Origin of the sequence: Rhizobium sp. BR 315, from assembly GCF_050577975.1 — a bacterium.
GTDB lineage: Bacteria > Pseudomonadota > Alphaproteobacteria > Rhizobiales > Rhizobiaceae > Rhizobium > Rhizobium miluonense.
Genome location: NZ_JARWKZ010000034.1, coordinates 1 through 16,201 on the forward strand (window position 1 = coordinate 1; position 16,201 = coordinate 16,201).

The 16,201-nt window shown below is 58.6% G+C and carries 11 protein-coding genes and 5 pseudogenes; 12 read left to right on the forward strand and 4 right to left on the reverse strand.

What is annotated here, in order from left to right:
- The 6 genes from QD409_RS24870 to QD409_RS24895 form a co-directional block, all read left to right on the forward strand.
- Positions 1–1,064: aldehyde dehydrogenase family protein (locus QD409_RS24870; protein WP_430763957.1), on the forward strand; the 1,064-nt coding region annotated here is incomplete at its 5' end.
- Between the two features lie 104 nt (positions 1,065–1,168).
- Positions 1,169–1,867, forward strand: coding sequence for a CoA transferase subunit A (locus tag QD409_RS24875; RefSeq protein WP_004128896.1), 699 nt, complete (start codon positions 1,169–1,171; stop codon positions 1,865–1,867).
- 16 nt (positions 1,868–1,883) lie between these two features.
- Positions 1,884–2,513: a 3-oxoacid CoA-transferase subunit B gene (locus QD409_RS24880; protein WP_004128898.1), complete on the forward strand. Its 630-nt coding sequence runs from the start codon at positions 1,884–1,886 to the stop codon at positions 2,511–2,513.
- Between the two features lie 70 nt (positions 2,514–2,583).
- A complete protein-coding gene (locus tag QD409_RS24885; RefSeq protein WP_004128900.1) occupies positions 2,584–3,717 on the forward strand; it encodes an acetyl-CoA C-acetyltransferase in 1,134 nt (377 codons plus the stop codon).
- 12 nt (positions 3,718–3,729) lie between these two features.
- Entirely contained in the window at positions 3,730–4,227 is a 498-nt protein-coding gene (locus QD409_RS24890) for a UPF0262 family protein (RefSeq protein ID WP_430763958.1), read from the forward strand.
- A gap of 44 nt (positions 4,228–4,271) precedes the next feature.
- On the forward strand, positions 4,272–5,717 hold the full coding sequence (locus QD409_RS24895) for a Glu/Leu/Phe/Val family dehydrogenase (protein WP_037136561.1): 1,446 nt from the start codon (positions 4,272–4,274) through the stop codon (positions 5,715–5,717).
- A 26-nt stretch (positions 5,718–5,743) separates the two neighbouring features.
- On the opposite strand, the pseudogene QD409_RS24900 reads toward QD409_RS24895, so the two are convergent.
- Both QD409_RS24900 and QD409_RS24905 read right to left on the reverse strand, forming a co-directional pair.
- Positions 5,744–7,011, reverse strand: a pseudogene (locus QD409_RS24900) (IS701 family transposase).
- A gap of 246 nt (positions 7,012–7,257) precedes the next feature.
- Positions 7,258–7,714, reverse strand: a pseudogene (locus QD409_RS24905) (aldehyde dehydrogenase family protein); the annotation flags it as partial.
- A gap of 90 nt (positions 7,715–7,804) precedes the next feature.
- Here QD409_RS24905 and tnpB point away from each other — a divergent pair.
- The 5 genes and pseudogenes from tnpB to QD409_RS24930 form a co-directional block, all read left to right on the forward strand.
- A pseudogene (tnpB, locus tag QD409_RS24910) lies at positions 7,805–7,955 on the forward strand (IS66 family insertion sequence element accessory protein TnpB); the annotation flags it as partial.
- A 48-nt stretch (positions 7,956–8,003) separates the two neighbouring features.
- Positions 8,004–8,745, forward strand: a pseudogene (locus QD409_RS24915) (IS66 family transposase); the annotation flags it as partial.
- Between the two features lie 141 nt (positions 8,746–8,886).
- Positions 8,887–9,285 carry a LexA family protein gene (locus QD409_RS24920; protein WP_376766909.1) on the forward strand — a complete coding sequence of 133 codons (399 nt, stop codon included), beginning with the start codon at positions 8,887–8,889 and terminating at the stop codon, positions 9,283–9,285.
- Positions 9,286–9,412: 127 nt separating this feature from the next.
- Entirely contained in the window at positions 9,413–11,014 is a 1,602-nt protein-coding gene (locus tag QD409_RS24925; RefSeq protein WP_004128922.1) for a flavin monoamine oxidase family protein, read from the forward strand.
- A 120-nt stretch (positions 11,015–11,134) separates the two neighbouring features.
- Positions 11,135–11,449, forward strand: a complete 315-nt coding sequence (locus QD409_RS24930) for a c-type cytochrome (protein WP_245276724.1) — start codon at positions 11,135–11,137, stop codon at positions 11,447–11,449.
- Between the two features lie 69 nt (positions 11,450–11,518).
- Here the strand turns inward: QD409_RS24930 and QD409_RS24935 are convergent.
- A pseudogene (locus QD409_RS24935) lies at positions 11,519–12,259 on the reverse strand (IS5 family transposase).
- A 694-nt stretch (positions 12,260–12,953) separates the two neighbouring features.
- Between QD409_RS24935 and ltrA the strand changes: the two are divergent.
- Positions 12,954–14,204 carry a group II intron reverse transcriptase/maturase gene (gene ltrA / locus QD409_RS24940; RefSeq protein WP_004128932.1) on the forward strand — a complete coding sequence of 417 codons (1,251 nt, stop codon included), beginning with the start codon at positions 12,954–12,956 and terminating at the stop codon, positions 14,202–14,204.
- Between the two features lie 517 nt (positions 14,205–14,721).
- Here ltrA and QD409_RS24945 read toward each other — a convergent pair.
- Positions 14,722–16,011 carry an ATP-grasp domain-containing protein gene (locus QD409_RS24945; RefSeq protein WP_004128937.1) on the reverse strand — a complete coding sequence of 430 codons (1,290 nt, stop codon included), beginning with the start codon at positions 16,009–16,011 and terminating at the stop codon, positions 14,722–14,724.
- Between the last annotated feature and the right edge of the window lie 190 nt (positions 16,012–16,201).

Sequence of the window (16,201 nt, forward strand, 5' to 3'; positions counted from 1 at the left end):
AGATCGTACCGTTCGATGCCTATGTCGGCTCGGAACAGCGTCAGGGCTGGTTCACCCGCGAGCCGCTCGGGATCATCACCGCCATTACACCTTACAACGATCCGCTGAACCTGGTCGCGCACAAGCTCGGTCCGGCGATTGCMGGCGGCAATGCGGTTCTGCTGAAACCGTCAAACCTGACGCCGTTCTCCTCGATCAAGCTTGTCGAAGCCTTGGTGGAAGCGGGCTTGCCACCCGAGATCATCACCGTCGTTCACGGCGATCGCGAGATCGTCTCGGCTCTCGTCTCCGCGCGTGAGGTTCGCATGGTGTCGTTTACCGGCGGCTTCGCTACCGGAGAAGCGATCAGCCGCAAGGCGGGCCTTAAGAAACTCGCGATGGAGCTTGGCGGCAATGCGCCGGTCATCGTCATGAACGACTGCGACTTCGACAAGGCGGTTGAAGGATGCGTCTCCGGCGCCTTCTGGGCAGCCGGTCAGAATTGCATCGGCGCCCAGCGTGTTCTTGTCCAGGCCGAGCTTTATGAGCGCTTCCGCGATGCTTTCGTGGCGGCGACGAACAAACTCAAGGCCGGCGATCCGCTGAAGGAGGACACAGATGTCGGTCCGATGATCTCCAAGGAGGTCGCCCAACGCACCGAAGCAGCCGTCAACGACGCCATCGCCGCCGGCGCGAAGTTGCTCTGCGGCCACAAACGCGAAGGGTCGCTCTATCACCCGACGGTGCTGGAAGGTACGCCGGTGACCTGCCGCCTGTGGCACGAAGAAGTGTTTGCGCCCGTGGTCATGCTTGCACCGTTCGAGACGCTCGATGAAGCGGTCGAGCTGGCCAATGAACCCGAATACAGCCTGCACGCCGGCATCTTCACCAGCAACCTCAATGTCGCACTTGACGCCGCAGCCAGGATCGAAGCTGGCGGCGTGATGATCAACGACTCCTCAGACTACCGCTTCGATGCCATGCCATTCGGCGGCTCCAAATACGGCAGCATGGGCCGGGAAGGCGTGCGCTTCGCCTATGAAGAGATGACCCAGCCAAAGGTCGTTTGTATCAACCGTGGGTAAAGGGACCTAGCAGCCGTTTGATACCGCTGCCGGACTTTCGAACCCAAGTGAATGAATCCAGGCGGCGCCTCGGCGCCGCAACAGCCGAACCTGATGGGGGGAGAATGAACAAAATCTTCGACAATCCGACGTCAGCACTTGAGGGCTTGCTGTTCGACGGCATGTTCATCGCGGCGGGTGGCTTTGGCCTTTGCGGCATTCCGGAGCTGTTGATCGATGCGATCCGCAAAGCTGGCACCAAGGACCTGACAATCGCGTCGAACAATTGCGGTGTTGACGACTTCGGCCTTGGCGTGCTGCTGACGACCAGGCAGATCCGGAAGATGATCTCGTCCTATGTCGGTGAGAACGCCGAGTTCATGCGGCAATATCTGAGCGGTGAACTCGAGCTCGAGTTCAACCCCCAGGGAACACTTGCCGAGCGCATGCGCGCCGGCGGCGCCGGCATTGCCGGCTTCTACACCAAGACCGGCGTCGGCACCGTCGTCGCGAAAGGAAAAGAACTCAAGGTCTTTGATGGAGAGGTCTTCGTTCTCGAGACTGGAATCGTCGCCGACCTGTCGATCGTCAAGGCCTGGAAGGCGGATACCTCGGGCAATCTCGTCTTCCGCAAGACGGCCCGCAACTTCAATCCGCCGGCCGCCACATGCGGCAAGATCTGTGTCGCTGAAGTCGAGGAAATCGTCCCGGTCGGCAGCCTGGATCCCGATCACATCCATGTGCCGGGGATCTACGTGCATCGCCTGATCCAGGGTCAGCACGGGAAACGCATCGAACAGCGCACCACGCGCGCGGCGGCTTGAGGCTGGGGAGAAACACATGGCCTGGGACAGAAACCAGATGGCGGCGCGCGCTGCACGCGAACTTCAAGACGGCACCTACGTCAATCTCGGCATCGGCATCCCGACGCTGGTCGCCAACTACATCCCTGACGGCGTCCACGTGACGCTGCAGTCGGAGAATGGCCTGCTCGGCATCGGTCCCTTTCCGTCCGAGGGTGAGATCGATGCCGATCTGATCAATGCCGGCAAGCAGACGGTGACGGCACTGCCGCATTCCGCCTTCTTCGATTCAGCGCAGAGCTTCGCGATGATCCGCGGCGGCAAGATCGCGATGGCGATCCTGGGCGCGATGGAGGTAGCCGAGAACGGTGACCTCGCCAACTGGATGATCCCCGGCAAGCTCGTCAAGGGCATGGGTGGCGCGATGGATCTGGTTGCTGGTGTGAAGCGGGTGGTGGTCGTCATGGACCACACCAACAAATCAGGCGAATCCAAGGTGCTGAAGGCCTGCACCCTGCCGCTGACCGGACAAAGCGTCGTCGATCGGATCATCACCAATCTCGGTGTGCTCGACGTCGTCGATGGCGGACTGAAGCTGGTCGAGCTTGCCGAGGGCGTCACCGACGGCGAGATCCGCAGCGCCACCGAGGCGACCATCGTCAACTAGGCCTGAGCCTTTTGCCGAGTAGCTGGAGCCGGCCTGTGCCGGCTTCGCGAGGACCATAGAGGAGACCACCATGAGCATCCCATCGATCGTCATCGCCAGTGCTGGCCGCACCGCGGTCGGATCCTTCAACGGCGCCTTCGGCAACACGCCGGCGCATGAGCTCGGTGCTGCCGTCATCAAGGGCGTACTTGAGCGCGCGGGCGTCGAAGCGGGTGAAGTCGACGAGGTGATCCTCGGCCAGGTGCTGCAGGCTGGCGAGGGCCAGAATCCGGCGCGCCAGGCAGCGATGAAGGCGGGTGTCCCACAGGAAAAGACCGCCTGGGGCATGAACCAGCTCTGTGGCTCGGGCCTTCGCGCCGTCGCGCTCGGCATGCAGCAGATTGCAACCGGTGATGCGGATATCATCGTCGCTGGCGGCATGAAGATGGGCGACTTCAAGATGATCGACACGATGATCAAGGACGGCCTGACCGACGCCTTCTACGGTTATCATATGGGCATCACCGCCGAGAACGTCGCCCGTCAGTGGCAGCTCAGCCGCGAGGAGCAGGATGCGTTCGCACTCGCCTCGCAGAACCAGGCCGAGGCCGCACAGAAGGCTGGGCGTTTCGCCGACGAGATCATTCCCTTCATCGTCAATGGCCGCAAGGGCGACGTCACCGTCGACCAGGACGAATATATCCGCCACGGCGCAACGCTCGACCAGATGACCAAGCTGCGTCCGGCCTTCGACAAGGAAGGCACGGTCACCGCCGGCAACGCCTCCGGCCTCAATGACGGCGCCGCCGCCACCCTGCTGATGAGCGAAGCGCAGGCTTCCAAGCGCGGCATCCAGCCGCTTGCGCGCATCGTCTCCTGGGCAACGGCCGGCGTCGACCCGCAGGTCATGGGCACCGGCCCTATCCCGGCTTCGCGCAAGGCGCTGGCCAGAGCCGGCTGGGCGATCGGCGATGTCGAGCTGGTCGAGGCCAACGAGGCTTTCGCGGCGCAGGCCTGCGCGGTCAACAAGGACCTCGGCTGGGATCCTGGCATCGTCAATGTCAATGGTGGCGCCATCGCCATCGGCCATCCGATCGGTGCCTCCGGCGCCCGCGTGCTCAACACGCTGCTCTTCGAAATGAAGCGCCGCGGCGCCAGGAAACGTCTGGCAACGCTCTGCATCGGCGGCGGCATGGGTGTCGCCATGTGCGTGGAAGCGATGTGAGGAGGCAGGGCCATGGCCTCCGCCGAGTACCGTCTCTGCGACGTATCGCTCGACCGGTCGTTCGCTGGCCGGGACGCGAGAATTGAGCGGGAGCAAGCGCTCGCGGTTATCGACCTCTTGGAATCCAACACCTTCATTCCGGTCGGTCACGATGGCGGGCCATACCGCCTCACGATTGCGGCGGCCGACGGGCGCCTCGCGTTACATGTCGCCGATGCCCATKGCGAGCATGTCGTCAGTCACTACCTGTCGCTGACGCCGTTCCGCCGATTGCTGAAAGACTACACCCGCATCTGTGAGAGCTACTACGACGCCATCCGCCACCCAGGCCCTGAACGGCTTGAGGCGATCGATATGGGCCGGCGCGGCGTCCATAACGAGGCAGCCGAACTGCTGAAAAGCCGGCTGTCAGCGAAAGTGAACATCGACAACGACACCGCCCGCCGGCTGTTCACACTGATCTACGCCCTGCTCGTGCGCAATGCCGACCGTCGAGTTCTGCTGAGCTGACACAGCTTCGGCCCGAAACTTTCCCACCAAGGAGGAACACCCCAGTGAACGCAATACCACAACGCAACGTGCAAGCCGGAGAAACCAGCTCCGCAGGCTTCCTGGATAGCGTTGACCAAAACTTCCGTCATGCCATGACATTCCTCGACCTGCCGGAAGGCCTGTCGGAGCGGATCATGCAGTGCAACTCGACCTACACGGTTCGGTTCGGCGTCCGCCTGCGGGGTCGCATGTACAGCTTTATCGGCTGGCGCTCGGTCCATAGCGAGCACTGCGAGCCGGTGAAGGGCGGCATTCGCTATGCGTCGAATGCCGATGCTGAAGAGGTCGAGGCCCTGGCAGCGCTGATGACGCTCAAATGCTCGCTGGTCGATGTGCCGTTCGGCGGCTCGAAGGGCGCGCTAAAGATCGATCCGCGCGAATGGACGCCGCAGGAGCTCGAGCGCATCACCCGCCGCTTCACCCAGGAACTCAACAAGCGCGGCCTGATCGGCCCCGGCGTCAACGTCCCGGCACCCGACATCGGCACCGGCGAGCGGGAAATGGCCTGGATGATGGACGAGTTCCGCCGCGCCAATCCGACCGATGTCATCAACGCGCGCGCCTGCGTCACCGGCAAGCCGCTGTCGAAGGGCGGTATTGCCGGCCGCACCGAGGCAACCGGCCGAGGCGTGCAGTTCGCCATCCAGAGCTATCTCCGCGATCCGCGCACTGCCGGCCTGAACGGCAAGCGCGATCTGAAGGGTGCTGCAATCATCGTCCAGGGCTTCGGCAATGTCGGCTACCATGCGGCAAAGTTCGTCTCTGAAGAAGACGGTGCCCGGGTGACGATTGTTGCCGAACGCGACGGCTATGTCGCCAACGCCGATGGTCTTGCGATCGAGGCGCTGAAGCAGCATCATATCAAGACCGGCAGCATTCTCGGCTTCGAAGACGCCACCTCGTTTGCCGGCGATATGACGGGCATTGCGCAGCCATGCGACGTCCTCATTCCGGCGGCCATGGAGAATGCCATCCATGCGGGCAATGCAGACCGCATCAAGGCAAATTTGGTCGTCGAGGCGGCCAACGGCCCGATCACCTTCGAGGCTGACAAGGTGCTTCGCACCCGAGGGATCACCGTTCTTCCCGATCTTTACGTCAATGCCGGCGGTGTCGTCGTCAGCTACTTCGAGTGGGTAAAGAACCTGACGCATATTCCCTTCGGTCTGATGGAACGGCGCCGGCGCGAGCGGCGCAACCAGACCATCGCAATGGCGCTGGAACGCATGACCGGCAAGGAATTCCCCGCCGATATCCGCGATGAATTCCTCGAAGGCGGCGCCGAGATCGACCTCGTCCGGTCCGGCCTCGAAGACGTCATGCGCAGCACCTGGACACGGATCGCCGACCTCATCGAACAGCAACCGGAACTCGGTGACTACCGGACCGCCGCCTATGTCGCGTCGATCCGGCAGATCGCCGATGCTTATGAAGCGATAGGAATCTGATCAATTGCCTGCCTAGTCTTACTGCGTCACAAATTTGTGGATTTTATCGATCCTTCATCCGGGAGCAGCATGGACATCGCTGGAGGTTGCGACTGAGTGCGACGGTCAAGTGCCTTCGGATTGTGGCGATCGAATTCGACACGTGTCGCTCGGGTCGGATCGGGGGCTCCGCGGGGTCGATAACCCTGGGGAAGGCCAGATTGCGGGCGGTTTTTGGTTTCGGGCGGCGCTGAGGGGGGAATCGTCTCCCTTTGGGAGATGAGGAATCCGTAAGCGGCAATGCAGAGGCTTGCATGATGATGGAAGCCGCGCCAACCGCGTCCCTCATAGTGGCCGAGCCCGAGTTCCTGTTTGAGTTCCTGATAGTCGCGCTCGATGCGCCAGCGCAGCTTGGCGGTGCTGACGAGCTTTGCGAGCGAAGCGGCGGCCGGGAGAGTGGAGAGCCAGTATTTGAGTGGTTCGGCATCACCCTCGGGCCATTCGATCAGCAGCCATTCCTCGGCGCGGGGCTCGGTCAATTTGTAATCCCTGGACGCGGGCCTGACGCGCACGGCGGCGAAGCGAGAGTTGAGGTCAGTGTTGATCGCCAGACGCTGAGTGTCGGCTGCACGCCCACGACATAGTCGAGGCCGAGTGCCGACAGGCCGGCGCGGAATGCGCCGTCCACGCCATAGCCGGCATCGGCCAACACCACACCGGGCGCCACTCCGGCTGCCTGGGCGGCTCGGATCTGCTCCAGCGCGATGGCCGGTTTGGTCTGGAATGCGACGCTGTCAGGGATCTTCGCCTTGCGCCGCCGCTCGGCATCGTCGGCCCAGATCTCGGGTAGATACAGCCGGTAGGCAATCGGCAGGCTCGCTGCGACGTTGGCGATCGACAAGCTGACCGCGACTTGGCAGTTGTCCTGCTTGCCGAGTTGGCCACAATATTGCCGCGCCACCCCGACCGAATGCCTGCCCTTCTTGGGAAAGCCGGTGTCATCTACAATCCACGCCTCGATCGGCCCATGTCGCTCGATCAGCGGCAGCACCAAATCGCCAATCCGCCGCAGAAGCGCCTCGTCCGACCACGGCGCCTGACCGACGAAATGCAGTAACGACTGATGCTTGGACGAAACCCTCGCCGGTGCCGTTACCGCTGCCAGAGGCTCGACACTCTTGCGCTCCACCGGCAGCATGAGGCCAAGGCAGTAATCCTTCAGCGGCTCTGCCCGATCGGCATGGCCGATCACATCGACAAGCCTCTCGACATAATCCGCAAAGTCTGATTCACTTCTTCCGCTCAGGCCATTCATCTCAGCTTGCTCCTGCTGACCACGAATCGCCACGCTAGCACATCATCGCAAACCGCGAATCTCCCGTTTTTTGTGACTCAGTAAGACTAGAGAGCCAGCGATTCTTCGATGGCCCTGGCAATAAATTCGCCTCCCACGCGACTTGGCTGCCGTAGGACATGTGTCGACGGCAGCCTCTTTTTTTGAGGTGATCCGGATCTTAACATCGTCGAACCCGGCGTCGATGTTGGAGGGCGGCAACCAGCGTTAGAGGCCGCCCATGCAGAGGTACTTCATTTCGAGATAGTCCTCGAGACCGTGCCGAGAGCCTTCGCGTCCAATGCCGGACTGCTTGATGCCTCCGAAGGGTGCCACCTCCGATGACATGCGGCCAGTGTTGATGCCAACCATGCGCCTCGGCCACGCGCCAGACGCGTTTGAGGTTCGAGGCGTAGAAATAGGCGGCGAGGCCGTAGATCGTATCGTTGGCTTCCCGAATCACCTGCTCCGGGTCATCATAACGGATGATCGGCGCCAGCGGACCGAACGTCTCTTCCTGCGCGATCCGCATCGAACCGACGACGTTGGTGATGACGGTCGCCTCAAAAAATGTTCCCTTCGCGCCGATCCGACGACCGCCGCAGCGAACCATCGCCCCTTTTTTGACAGCGTCATCGACATGCGCTTCGATCTTTTTCAGAGCATCATTGTCGATTAGAGGCCCGTTGCCGTCCGAAAAGCGGATGAAACTGATGTGTAACCAGCACTAGCTGCTGATCTGTGCTGGTCGAGGCTGCATTCTCAGATAAGGTACAAGTGGTTGGAGGCTGGCAAGTTCGTTTGGCCACCCGGTCCGCGATGGCGCCATGCAGATGACGCGCGAAGAGTTCTCGCTTTTGCTAGCCGGTATTGACTGGACGCGCGTCAAACGAAACGCTGTGAGGAGGCCCTCAAAAGCAGGCTGATCCTGTCGGTTTTACGTGAAGATTCAGGCTCCTATGGTAGGGCCAGTCATGCCGCTTCGACATGATCCCTTACCCCAGGACACCGTGCAACTGACCCGGATCATTCTCTCGCTCAACGAAGAGAATGCCGACCTTAAGGCGCGCGTGGCCTTCCTTGAGCGCCTGCTCTTCGGGACGAAATCGGAGAAGATGACGATCATCGATCCGACGCAGGCAATGCTCGACCTTGGCCATGTGAGCGACATTCCCGTTGCTGCCAATGACGATGTCGCGCCGGTCGGTGAAGACAAAACGCCGGCACGGCGATCGCCAGCGCGCAATATCGGCCGCTTGCCCAAGTACCTTCCGCGTTATGACGAGATCATCGAGCCGGAGAGCAAGACTTGCCCCTGCTGTTCGTTCGAACTTCATTGCATCGGCACGGACGTCAGCGAGGCTCTCGACATCGTGCCTGCGGTTGTCCGGGTCAGACGGACGATCCGACCGCGCTATGCCTGCCGGGCCTGCGAAAGCGTTGTTGTGCAGGCGTCGGCACCAGCGCGCGTGATGGACGGTGGCATGGTGACCACGGGCGTTTGCCGCGCATGTCGCTGTTTCGAAGTTTGCCTGGCATCTCCCGCTCAACAGACAGGCGCAGATGCTGGCCTCCTGCGGCGTCATGATCGATCGCGGCACGCTCGGCGCCTGGGTCACGTGGGTCGCCTGGTGGCTGGAGCTTCTCTACGATGCGCTCACCGCCTTCATCCGCTCGCAGCCGGGGGTATTCTGTGACGAGAGTATGCTGCAGAGGCACGGAAGGAGTTCAGTATGAACTGACACTGTGTCGTAAAGCTGCGTGAATGATGGAGGCTGGCCCTCCGGGATCGGTTTTCGGGAGCGGGTCTCACCAGTCCGAGCTGCTGCGGTAAAGAGCCGTGGTGGTGAGCGTCGGATGAAAAGTTCGGACGAGATCGAGCAGGTGCGTGTCCGAAAGACGAACGAAAGTGAACCATCCGAAGACGCGTCGTTAAGAAATTCAAGCGTCGTCGAAACCAGGACCGTTTCGTCATCCTGGGATAAGCCCGCGCAACGAGACAAGGAGCCTCCTGCCGGAGCGCCACAGTTCACGCAGTTGCAGGGCCGATACCTGGTCTTCATTTATGCCTATACCAGGATCTTCAAACGCTCCCCGGCAGAAGCGGACATGCGTCGCCACTTTGAGGTGACCGCACCGTCTGTACACCAGATGGTGATAACCCTGGAAAAAGCCGGCCTCATTCAATGCCAGCCTGGAGAAGCGCGAAGCATTCAATTGCTCGTAGAACCTGAGGCGCTGCCAATCCTACGCTAGCTCACCAGTCAGAATCTCTTAGGAGCGGTACTAGTTGCCGTGGTGGCATAGCGATTGAATGGATAAAAAAAGTTTCAAAGGGCTTCGCAAACTTACAGTTTTGGCACGGACAGTGAGAGGACGGAAAATGGCACAAGATAAGCTAGTTGGCTTAAACCGGCGCAATCTTCTATCGCTAATCGGTATGACTGCAGGCAGTATGACGATGTACCACGCCATGACTACGCTCGGGCTGGCTGGTGAGTCTAGATACAACGGACCAATAAAGCTGGAAGGCGCTCCGAAGGACACTTCCGTCTTGATTCTTGGAGCAGGATTGGCGGGTATGACGGCAGCACTCGAACTGCGTCAGGCCGGTTACAACGTGAAAATACTGGAATACAACAATCGAGTAGGTGGCCGAAATTGGACGATACGCGGCGGCGATAGCGTGAAGGAACTGGGCGGCGAGATCCGGAATTGTGAATTTGATGAGGGGCTTTACATCAATCCTGGTCCGTGGCGAATTCCGTATCATCACCATGGCTTGCTCGCATACTGCAAGCGGCTGGGCGTGGTGCTAGAGCCCTTCCAACAACTCAACCACAACGCGTTCCTGCACTCCACAAGGGGGGGCGGCGGCAAGCCGCAGCGAGTGCGTTACGTTATGACCGATATTCGGGGACACATATCAGAGCTGCTGTGTAAGGTGACGCGCAAGGGCGCACTCGAAGGGAGTGTCACTAAGGAAGATCAGGAGATGCTACTTGAGGCCCTTCGCTCCTGGGGCGCGTTGGATGAGAATTATGCCTACCAGAATAGCACACACGTGAGAGAGTTTCGCGGTTCGGTCGAAGCCTATCGCGCGGGGAGAAATAGCGTCGTGCCAACGTCCGGAAAGCCGCTGAGCCTTTCCGAAATACTAGGTTCGGGCCTTTGGAGCGATCTAGCCGCTTTTGCGCGCTATGAATTCCAAACAACCATGTTCCAGCCACGTGGCGGCATCGACCTGATTGGCAAGGCTTTCAGCAAGGAAGTGGACGACCTCGTCACCTATAACGCCAAGGTGACAAAGATCGAGCAGGACGAGAAGCGCGTCACGGCCTATTACGAAGACAGCGAGAATCCCGGTACAATACAGCGGGCGAGCGGCGACTGGTGCGTATGTACGATTCCCCTGACGATCCTCAGTCAAATCGACATCAATGTCAGCGCCGAAATGCTCGCAGCGATCAAAGCTGTACCCTATGCATCATCCGTGAAGGTAGGCCTACAGTTCAAGCGTCGTTTTTGGGAGGAAGATGACCTGATTTTCGGGGGCGTGAGCTACACCAATCTGCCGATCCGGCAGATTTCTTATCCAAGCAGTGACTTCAATACGAAGGGAAAGGGCGTTCTGCTGGGCTGTTACACTTGGAATGGGCCGAATTCCTATGAGTTCACGTCAATGGCTCCCGAGGAACGCGTGAAGCGGGTTGTCGAATACGGTGCGCGGATCCATCCTCAATACAAAGAGGAGTTCGAAAATGGCGTTTCCTGGGCCTGGCATCGCTCCCCGTTTACACTTGGCTGCGCCGGGGACTGGACGGAAGACACCCGCAGGGAACACTTCAATAATCTTTGCAAGATCGACGGTCGCGTAGTAATCGCCGGCGAGCATGCATCCCAAGTCCCGGCCTGGATGGAGGGGGCGATTCTCTCCTCACTAGACGCAATCACAAGGCTTCATAAGCGCATCATGGCTGGCTGATAATACGTTGCGACCAATTGAAGGTTTTTTCCGATGGCGAAAAACTCCAAAGGGCCTCTAGGCTCCGTTGTTGTTTCAATCTTGACGATGGCGCTCGCTGTCCCCGTCGGAGCCCAAGTAATGTTGAGCGACGGTGAGAACTTCAGTGAACAAAGCGGGGAAGCGCTGTATGCGAACGTCTGTGCCGCTTGTCATATGAACCATGGGGAAGGTGCGATGGGGGCAGGCAAATATCCGGCCCTTACTCAAAATCAGAATCTAGTGGTCGGGGATTACCCAGTTTACTTGGTGCTCCACGGGCATACAGGCATGCCACCTATCGGTCATATGATGAGCGATGACCAAGTTGCTGCCGTCGTTAACTACGTGCGCACAAATTTCGGCAACAATTACGAAAATGAAGTGACACGCGAGGACGTGGCGGACATCCGATAAGGCGAACACGACGGTCCGTTTCGAAAGAAGAGAATGACCGCAGCAAGCCAAATTCTCTACGGCGTCGACTCATAAACTCTGGCACCATATTCTTGTTGCGACGAGCTTTACGGCGGCGAGGTAGTTTTCCGGGTGCTTGTCATATCGGGTTGCGATGCCTCGGAACTGCTTGATCCTGTTGAAGAACCGTTCCACGAGATTACGTTGCCGATAGACCCAGCGCGAAAATACAAAGAGCCCTTGCGATTACTCTTCGGCGGGATGTTGGCCCAGGCCTTTCTCTCGGCGGCCTTAGCCCGTATGGCATTCGTGTCATAACCCTTGTCGGCCAGCAGGATGTCCCCCTCGCCAAGCTCATCCGTCAGCGCGTCGGCTTCGGCACAATCGGCGATCTGTCCACCAGTCAGACGCAGATTGACCGGGCGACCTTCGGCATCGACGAGCGCATGGATTTTGCTCGTAAGGCCGCCGCGGGAACGTCCCATGCCACCATCGTCTCCATCCCTTTTTTCCCGTGTCCGCGTGCTGGTGAACGCGGACACAGGTCGAGTCGATCATGACGATGTCGCCATCGTAGGCCTTGGACACCGCTTCAAGAAGCCGATCCCATACCCCGGCTTTGCGCCAGCGGACGAAGCGGTTGTAACAGGTCGTCGGCGGGCCATAGCGTTCCGGAACTTCCGCCCAAGGCGAGCCCGTTCGAAACCGCCAGAGGATGCCATTCAGTACCCGCCGATCATCAACGCGGGCAACGCCGCGTGGCTTGTTGGGTAACAACGGCGATATAATCGACCATTCGTGGTCAGTCAGTTCGTAGCGACGACCGTCATCAAATGCTTCCCTATTTCGAAGCCTTGAATCACGGCGGTCGATAAATGCCAAGAAATTTTATGAGTTTACGCTGTAATCTTCCAGGAGCGATCAATCCTGGCGGATCCAGGGGGGACGAACGTGTGCTGCAGGCACACATGAAGGGAGTTCAACATGAACAACTAACGTGTGGACAAGCTGCGTGAAAGATGAGGGTGGGCCCCTCGGGATCGGCTTTCAGGAGCAGGTTCCAAACCAGTCCGAGCTGCTTGCTGCGGTAAAGAGCCGTGGTGGTGAGCGTCGGATCAAAAGCTCATGGCATGACCATGAGCAGGTGCGTGTCCGAAAGACGAACAAACGTGAACCCTCGAAGACTCGTCGTAAACTGGTCAGATACCGTCAAAATCAGGGGCGGTTCGTTCCTCTGAGACAAGTCCGTCAGGAGCCTGATTATCGGGCGGACGGCGGTCGGCGGTGAGAGGGCGTGAGTCGGTCACAGGCTTTTGCGCGGAACTGCAGGAACCAGCTTTCTGATGCCAAGGGAGAAGCACAAGCGGCACATCACCGTGAGGCGAGAGTACAGATACAGGAAGTTGGGGCGAACCGACCCGTAGTAGTGATGAAGGCGCTTTAATGGAGCTGGAGCAAAGGGCTCGGATCAGGTGGTCGTATTTTCGAAACAACTGGAGACAGGATGACGTCGGCGGATACGACAGACAAGCCGTTTAGGATCGATAAGCGGCTGGTGTACGAAGCTTATAAAGCGGTCAAATCCAATGGTGGTGCGGCCGGAGTGGATGGGCAGACGATCGAGCAGTTCGAAGCCGACTTGAAGGGTAATCTCTACAAGATCTGGAACGGGATGAGTTCGGGAAGCTACTTTCCGCCACCGGTCCGTGCCGTCCCCATTCCCAAAAAGACTGGGGGCCAGCGGATTTTGGGTGTGCCCACCGTGAGCGATAGGATCGCGCAAATGGTGGTCAAACGGCTCATTGAACCGGAACTTGATCAGATCTTCCGGCCAGATTCCTACGGCTACCGACCGGGCAAATCTGCTCTGGACGCGGTAGGGATCACGCGTCAGCGGTGCTGGAAATATGATTGGGTTTTAGAGTTTGATATCAAGGGCCTAAATGACAACTTGGCGCACGATCTCTTGCTCAAGGCGGTCCACAAGCATGTCAAGGGTCAAGGGGCGTTGCTCTATATCGAAAGATGGCTGACGGCGCCCTTGGAACAGGATGGACAAAGGATAGGGCGGATCGCGGTACCCCGCAAGGGGGTGTGGTCAGTCCGATTCTTTCAAATCTGTTCCTGCACTACGCATTTGATCTCTAACCGGACATACCCCGACCTCCCATGGTGCCGGTATGCGGATGACGGTCTGGTGCACTGCCGGACCGAACAGGAAGCGGAGGCCGTCAAGGCTGCCCTTCAAGCAAGGCTGGCGGAATGCCAGCTGGAAATGCATCCCACCAAAACCAAGATCGGTTACTGCAAAGACCCCAAACGCAGGGGAACGTATCCGAACGTCAGCTTTGACTTTCTCGGATACTGTTTTCGACCGCGAGTGGTGAGAAATCCGCAAAATGGGCGACTGTTCTGCCGATTTACGCCGGGGGTTGCTCCCTCGGCGCTGAACCACATGCGGGCGACGATCCGGGACTTGAAACTCCGACAGAAAACGCATGTGTCGCTGGCCGACATTGCTCGCGAGATCAATCCGCTCCTCCGGGGGTGGATTGCGTATTACGGGCGGTTTACGCCATCGGCGCTGGATGCCTTGCGGCGTTACGTCAATCAGACGCTGTGCGTGTGGGTGAGAAGGAAGTTCAAGCGCTATGCCCGTTCGACCCAAGCAGGGAAATTTCTACAACGCCTTGCCCAAAGTCGAACGAAGCTTTTCGTGCATTGGCAGCTCGGAATAACCGGTAAGTTCGTCTGATGGGAGCCGTGTGAAGCGACAGTTTCACGCACGGTTCTGAGAGCGCGGAGGGTGAAGTCCCTCCGCGACTCGCCCGATCGCGACATGGCTTCAAACGCCGCTACTAAGAATGGTCTCGTCCTCCCGAGCCTTTGCCGCAACGCAAGCGGAATGATGGTGCAGCCGCTCGGCGCGGCGACCGAATGTGAGTTTGAACCGGCAATGGAAACAGGCCCGTTCACGCGAACAGGCTCAGCCTTGGATGCCGAAAGAGCGACCGAAGAAAACATGCGATGGAGTTCTTGACCCGATCTTCCCATATGAGTCGCTCGCTCCCAAGAACGTAAATGGTCAAGCGAGGACAGAAGCATCGGCGCTGCAGTTAACTGAACGGATCTGTGATGCTGTATCCTTCAGCATCGTTCGCGCTGTTGTCCAAGACATGACTGTTTGTTGGCAAGCCTGCCATCTGACAAGAGGGCACTAGCAAAAGGAATACGAAGCTCCCAGAAGAAGGCCTTGCAAACTCTTATTTAGATCATCCTTCGCGAGGCGCCTCCTTCGCCCCGGAGATTGAGGTCGATATTTCGTCCGGTTCGCAAAGGGACGGAAATGGTGCGATTGACCACCTGATCAGATTAACGGCACGCTCCAGCATCATTTCTGTCTGAGAACGACTTGACGAACATGCGATGACATGTCCAATCGAGTCTAAATAATCACCTCTTCTGACGATTTGTGCCTTTGGTGTAACGTAAAATTTGACCTCGTTGACACCCGGTACAGCAGCCGCGCGATTGTCACCACTGATCCAATCGAGGATGCCATCGCCCTCCGGAAGCAGGCTCCTCACTGCTGCTATGTGCGAATGCTTTGCTCGCAAGTCACAAATTTGTTGGCCGATGACAAGATTGATGTGCGCCGTGATCAAATCAACGCCGTACGCCAGTTGAACCAGTCTAGCTTCCCCGGTCGGAAGGCGGGGATTAACTTCAATGACAACTGGGCCATCGTTCGTCCATCGGAATTCAATGTTTGCCGGTCCCCATCCAAGACCGAGAGCTCGCAAGCAGCTAAGTGAAACATCGATGATGCGTTGAAGTTCGGTTTCAGTCAGCGGGGCAGGAAAGGTGTATTCACGAAAGACGAAATGTGGCGGGGGGCCGAAGTCAGCGGTACCAATTGCAATGACTTGGTTTCCCATTGTATTAGCGCCGTAGTACGGGCCTTGTGCGAATTCTTCGACGAGTATCTTCGGCGAAGATTGCCACGGGTGATCTCCGTCGAGCAGATGGCTCGTATGTTGAGCTAACTCTTTGGCATCCCGGCACAATCGGACACCGCTGCCGCCGAGGCCTGCGGTTGGCTTTAGTATCACCGGCAGACCAATCTTCTCCGCTGAGCATTCCACCTCCATTGCATCTGTTGCCAAGCGGTAAGCAGGTACTGGAACTCCGTATTCCGCGAGTACTTGGCGTTGCACAAATTTGTCGCAGCATCGATCAATCGATGCGGGGTCCGGTCCAGGTAGAGTGAAGTGTCGACAGAGTCGGGCAACTGTTGCATAGACTGTCTCGCTCGGGCTTGGAAACCCGGTAATGCCAGCAATCTCATAAGTCGTGCTTAACTGGTAGCATTCGCGGATTAACGCATCGAGATCGTCTGTATCGACACAGATTGTCTGAACCTCGTTCGCGCCAAGATAGTCGTACTGAGCTGGATCTGCAGACAGAGTAATAAGATGGAGACCAAGCCGCTGAGCCGCTTGGACGTACAGCGGGCCATTAGCCCGTGAACCTTCAATTAAGATGAGTGTTCTTCCTTTCATTGGCGTCAACCTCCATGTGGCGTGCTTTCAGGCGAGCTGAGGATGAATTTCCATCAGTTTTTACGCACGCCTCTCCGCGGATTTGCGGGTGAACGTATCATTGCCGAGCAATCTGCGAACGCGAAGATTTTGTAAATTTTTTCTGAGAGGACGTGCGACGACGTCTAATATTGCTGTGGCAAACTACTGT

Excerpts from the sequence above, each read along its gene's own strand:
- QD409_RS24875 (WP_004128896.1), top strand. The coding sequence starts at position 1,169 with ATGAACAAAATCTTCGACAATCCGACGTCAGCACTTGAGGGCTTGCTG.
- QD409_RS24880 (WP_004128898.1), top strand. The coding sequence starts at position 1,884 with ATGGCCTGGGACAGAAACCAGATGGCGGCGCGCGCTGCACGCGAACTT.
- QD409_RS24885 (WP_004128900.1), top strand. The coding sequence starts at position 2,584 with ATGAGCATCCCATCGATCGTCATCGCCAGTGCTGGCCGCACCGCGGTC.
- QD409_RS24920 (WP_376766909.1), top strand. The coding sequence starts at position 8,887 with ATGAAAAGTTCGGACGAGATCGAGCAGGTGCGTGTCCGAAAGACGAAC.
- QD409_RS24925 (WP_004128922.1), top strand. The coding sequence starts at position 9,413 with ATGGCACAAGATAAGCTAGTTGGCTTAAACCGGCGCAATCTTCTATCG.
- QD409_RS24930 (WP_245276724.1), top strand. The coding sequence starts at position 11,135 with ATGTTGAGCGACGGTGAGAACTTCAGTGAACAAAGCGGGGAAGCGCTG.
- ltrA (WP_004128932.1), top strand. The coding sequence starts at position 12,954 with ATGACGTCGGCGGATACGACAGACAAGCCGTTTAGGATCGATAAGCGG.
- QD409_RS24945 (WP_004128937.1), bottom strand. The coding sequence starts at position 16,011 with ATGAAAGGAAGAACACTCATCTTAATTGAAGGTTCACGGGCTAATGGC.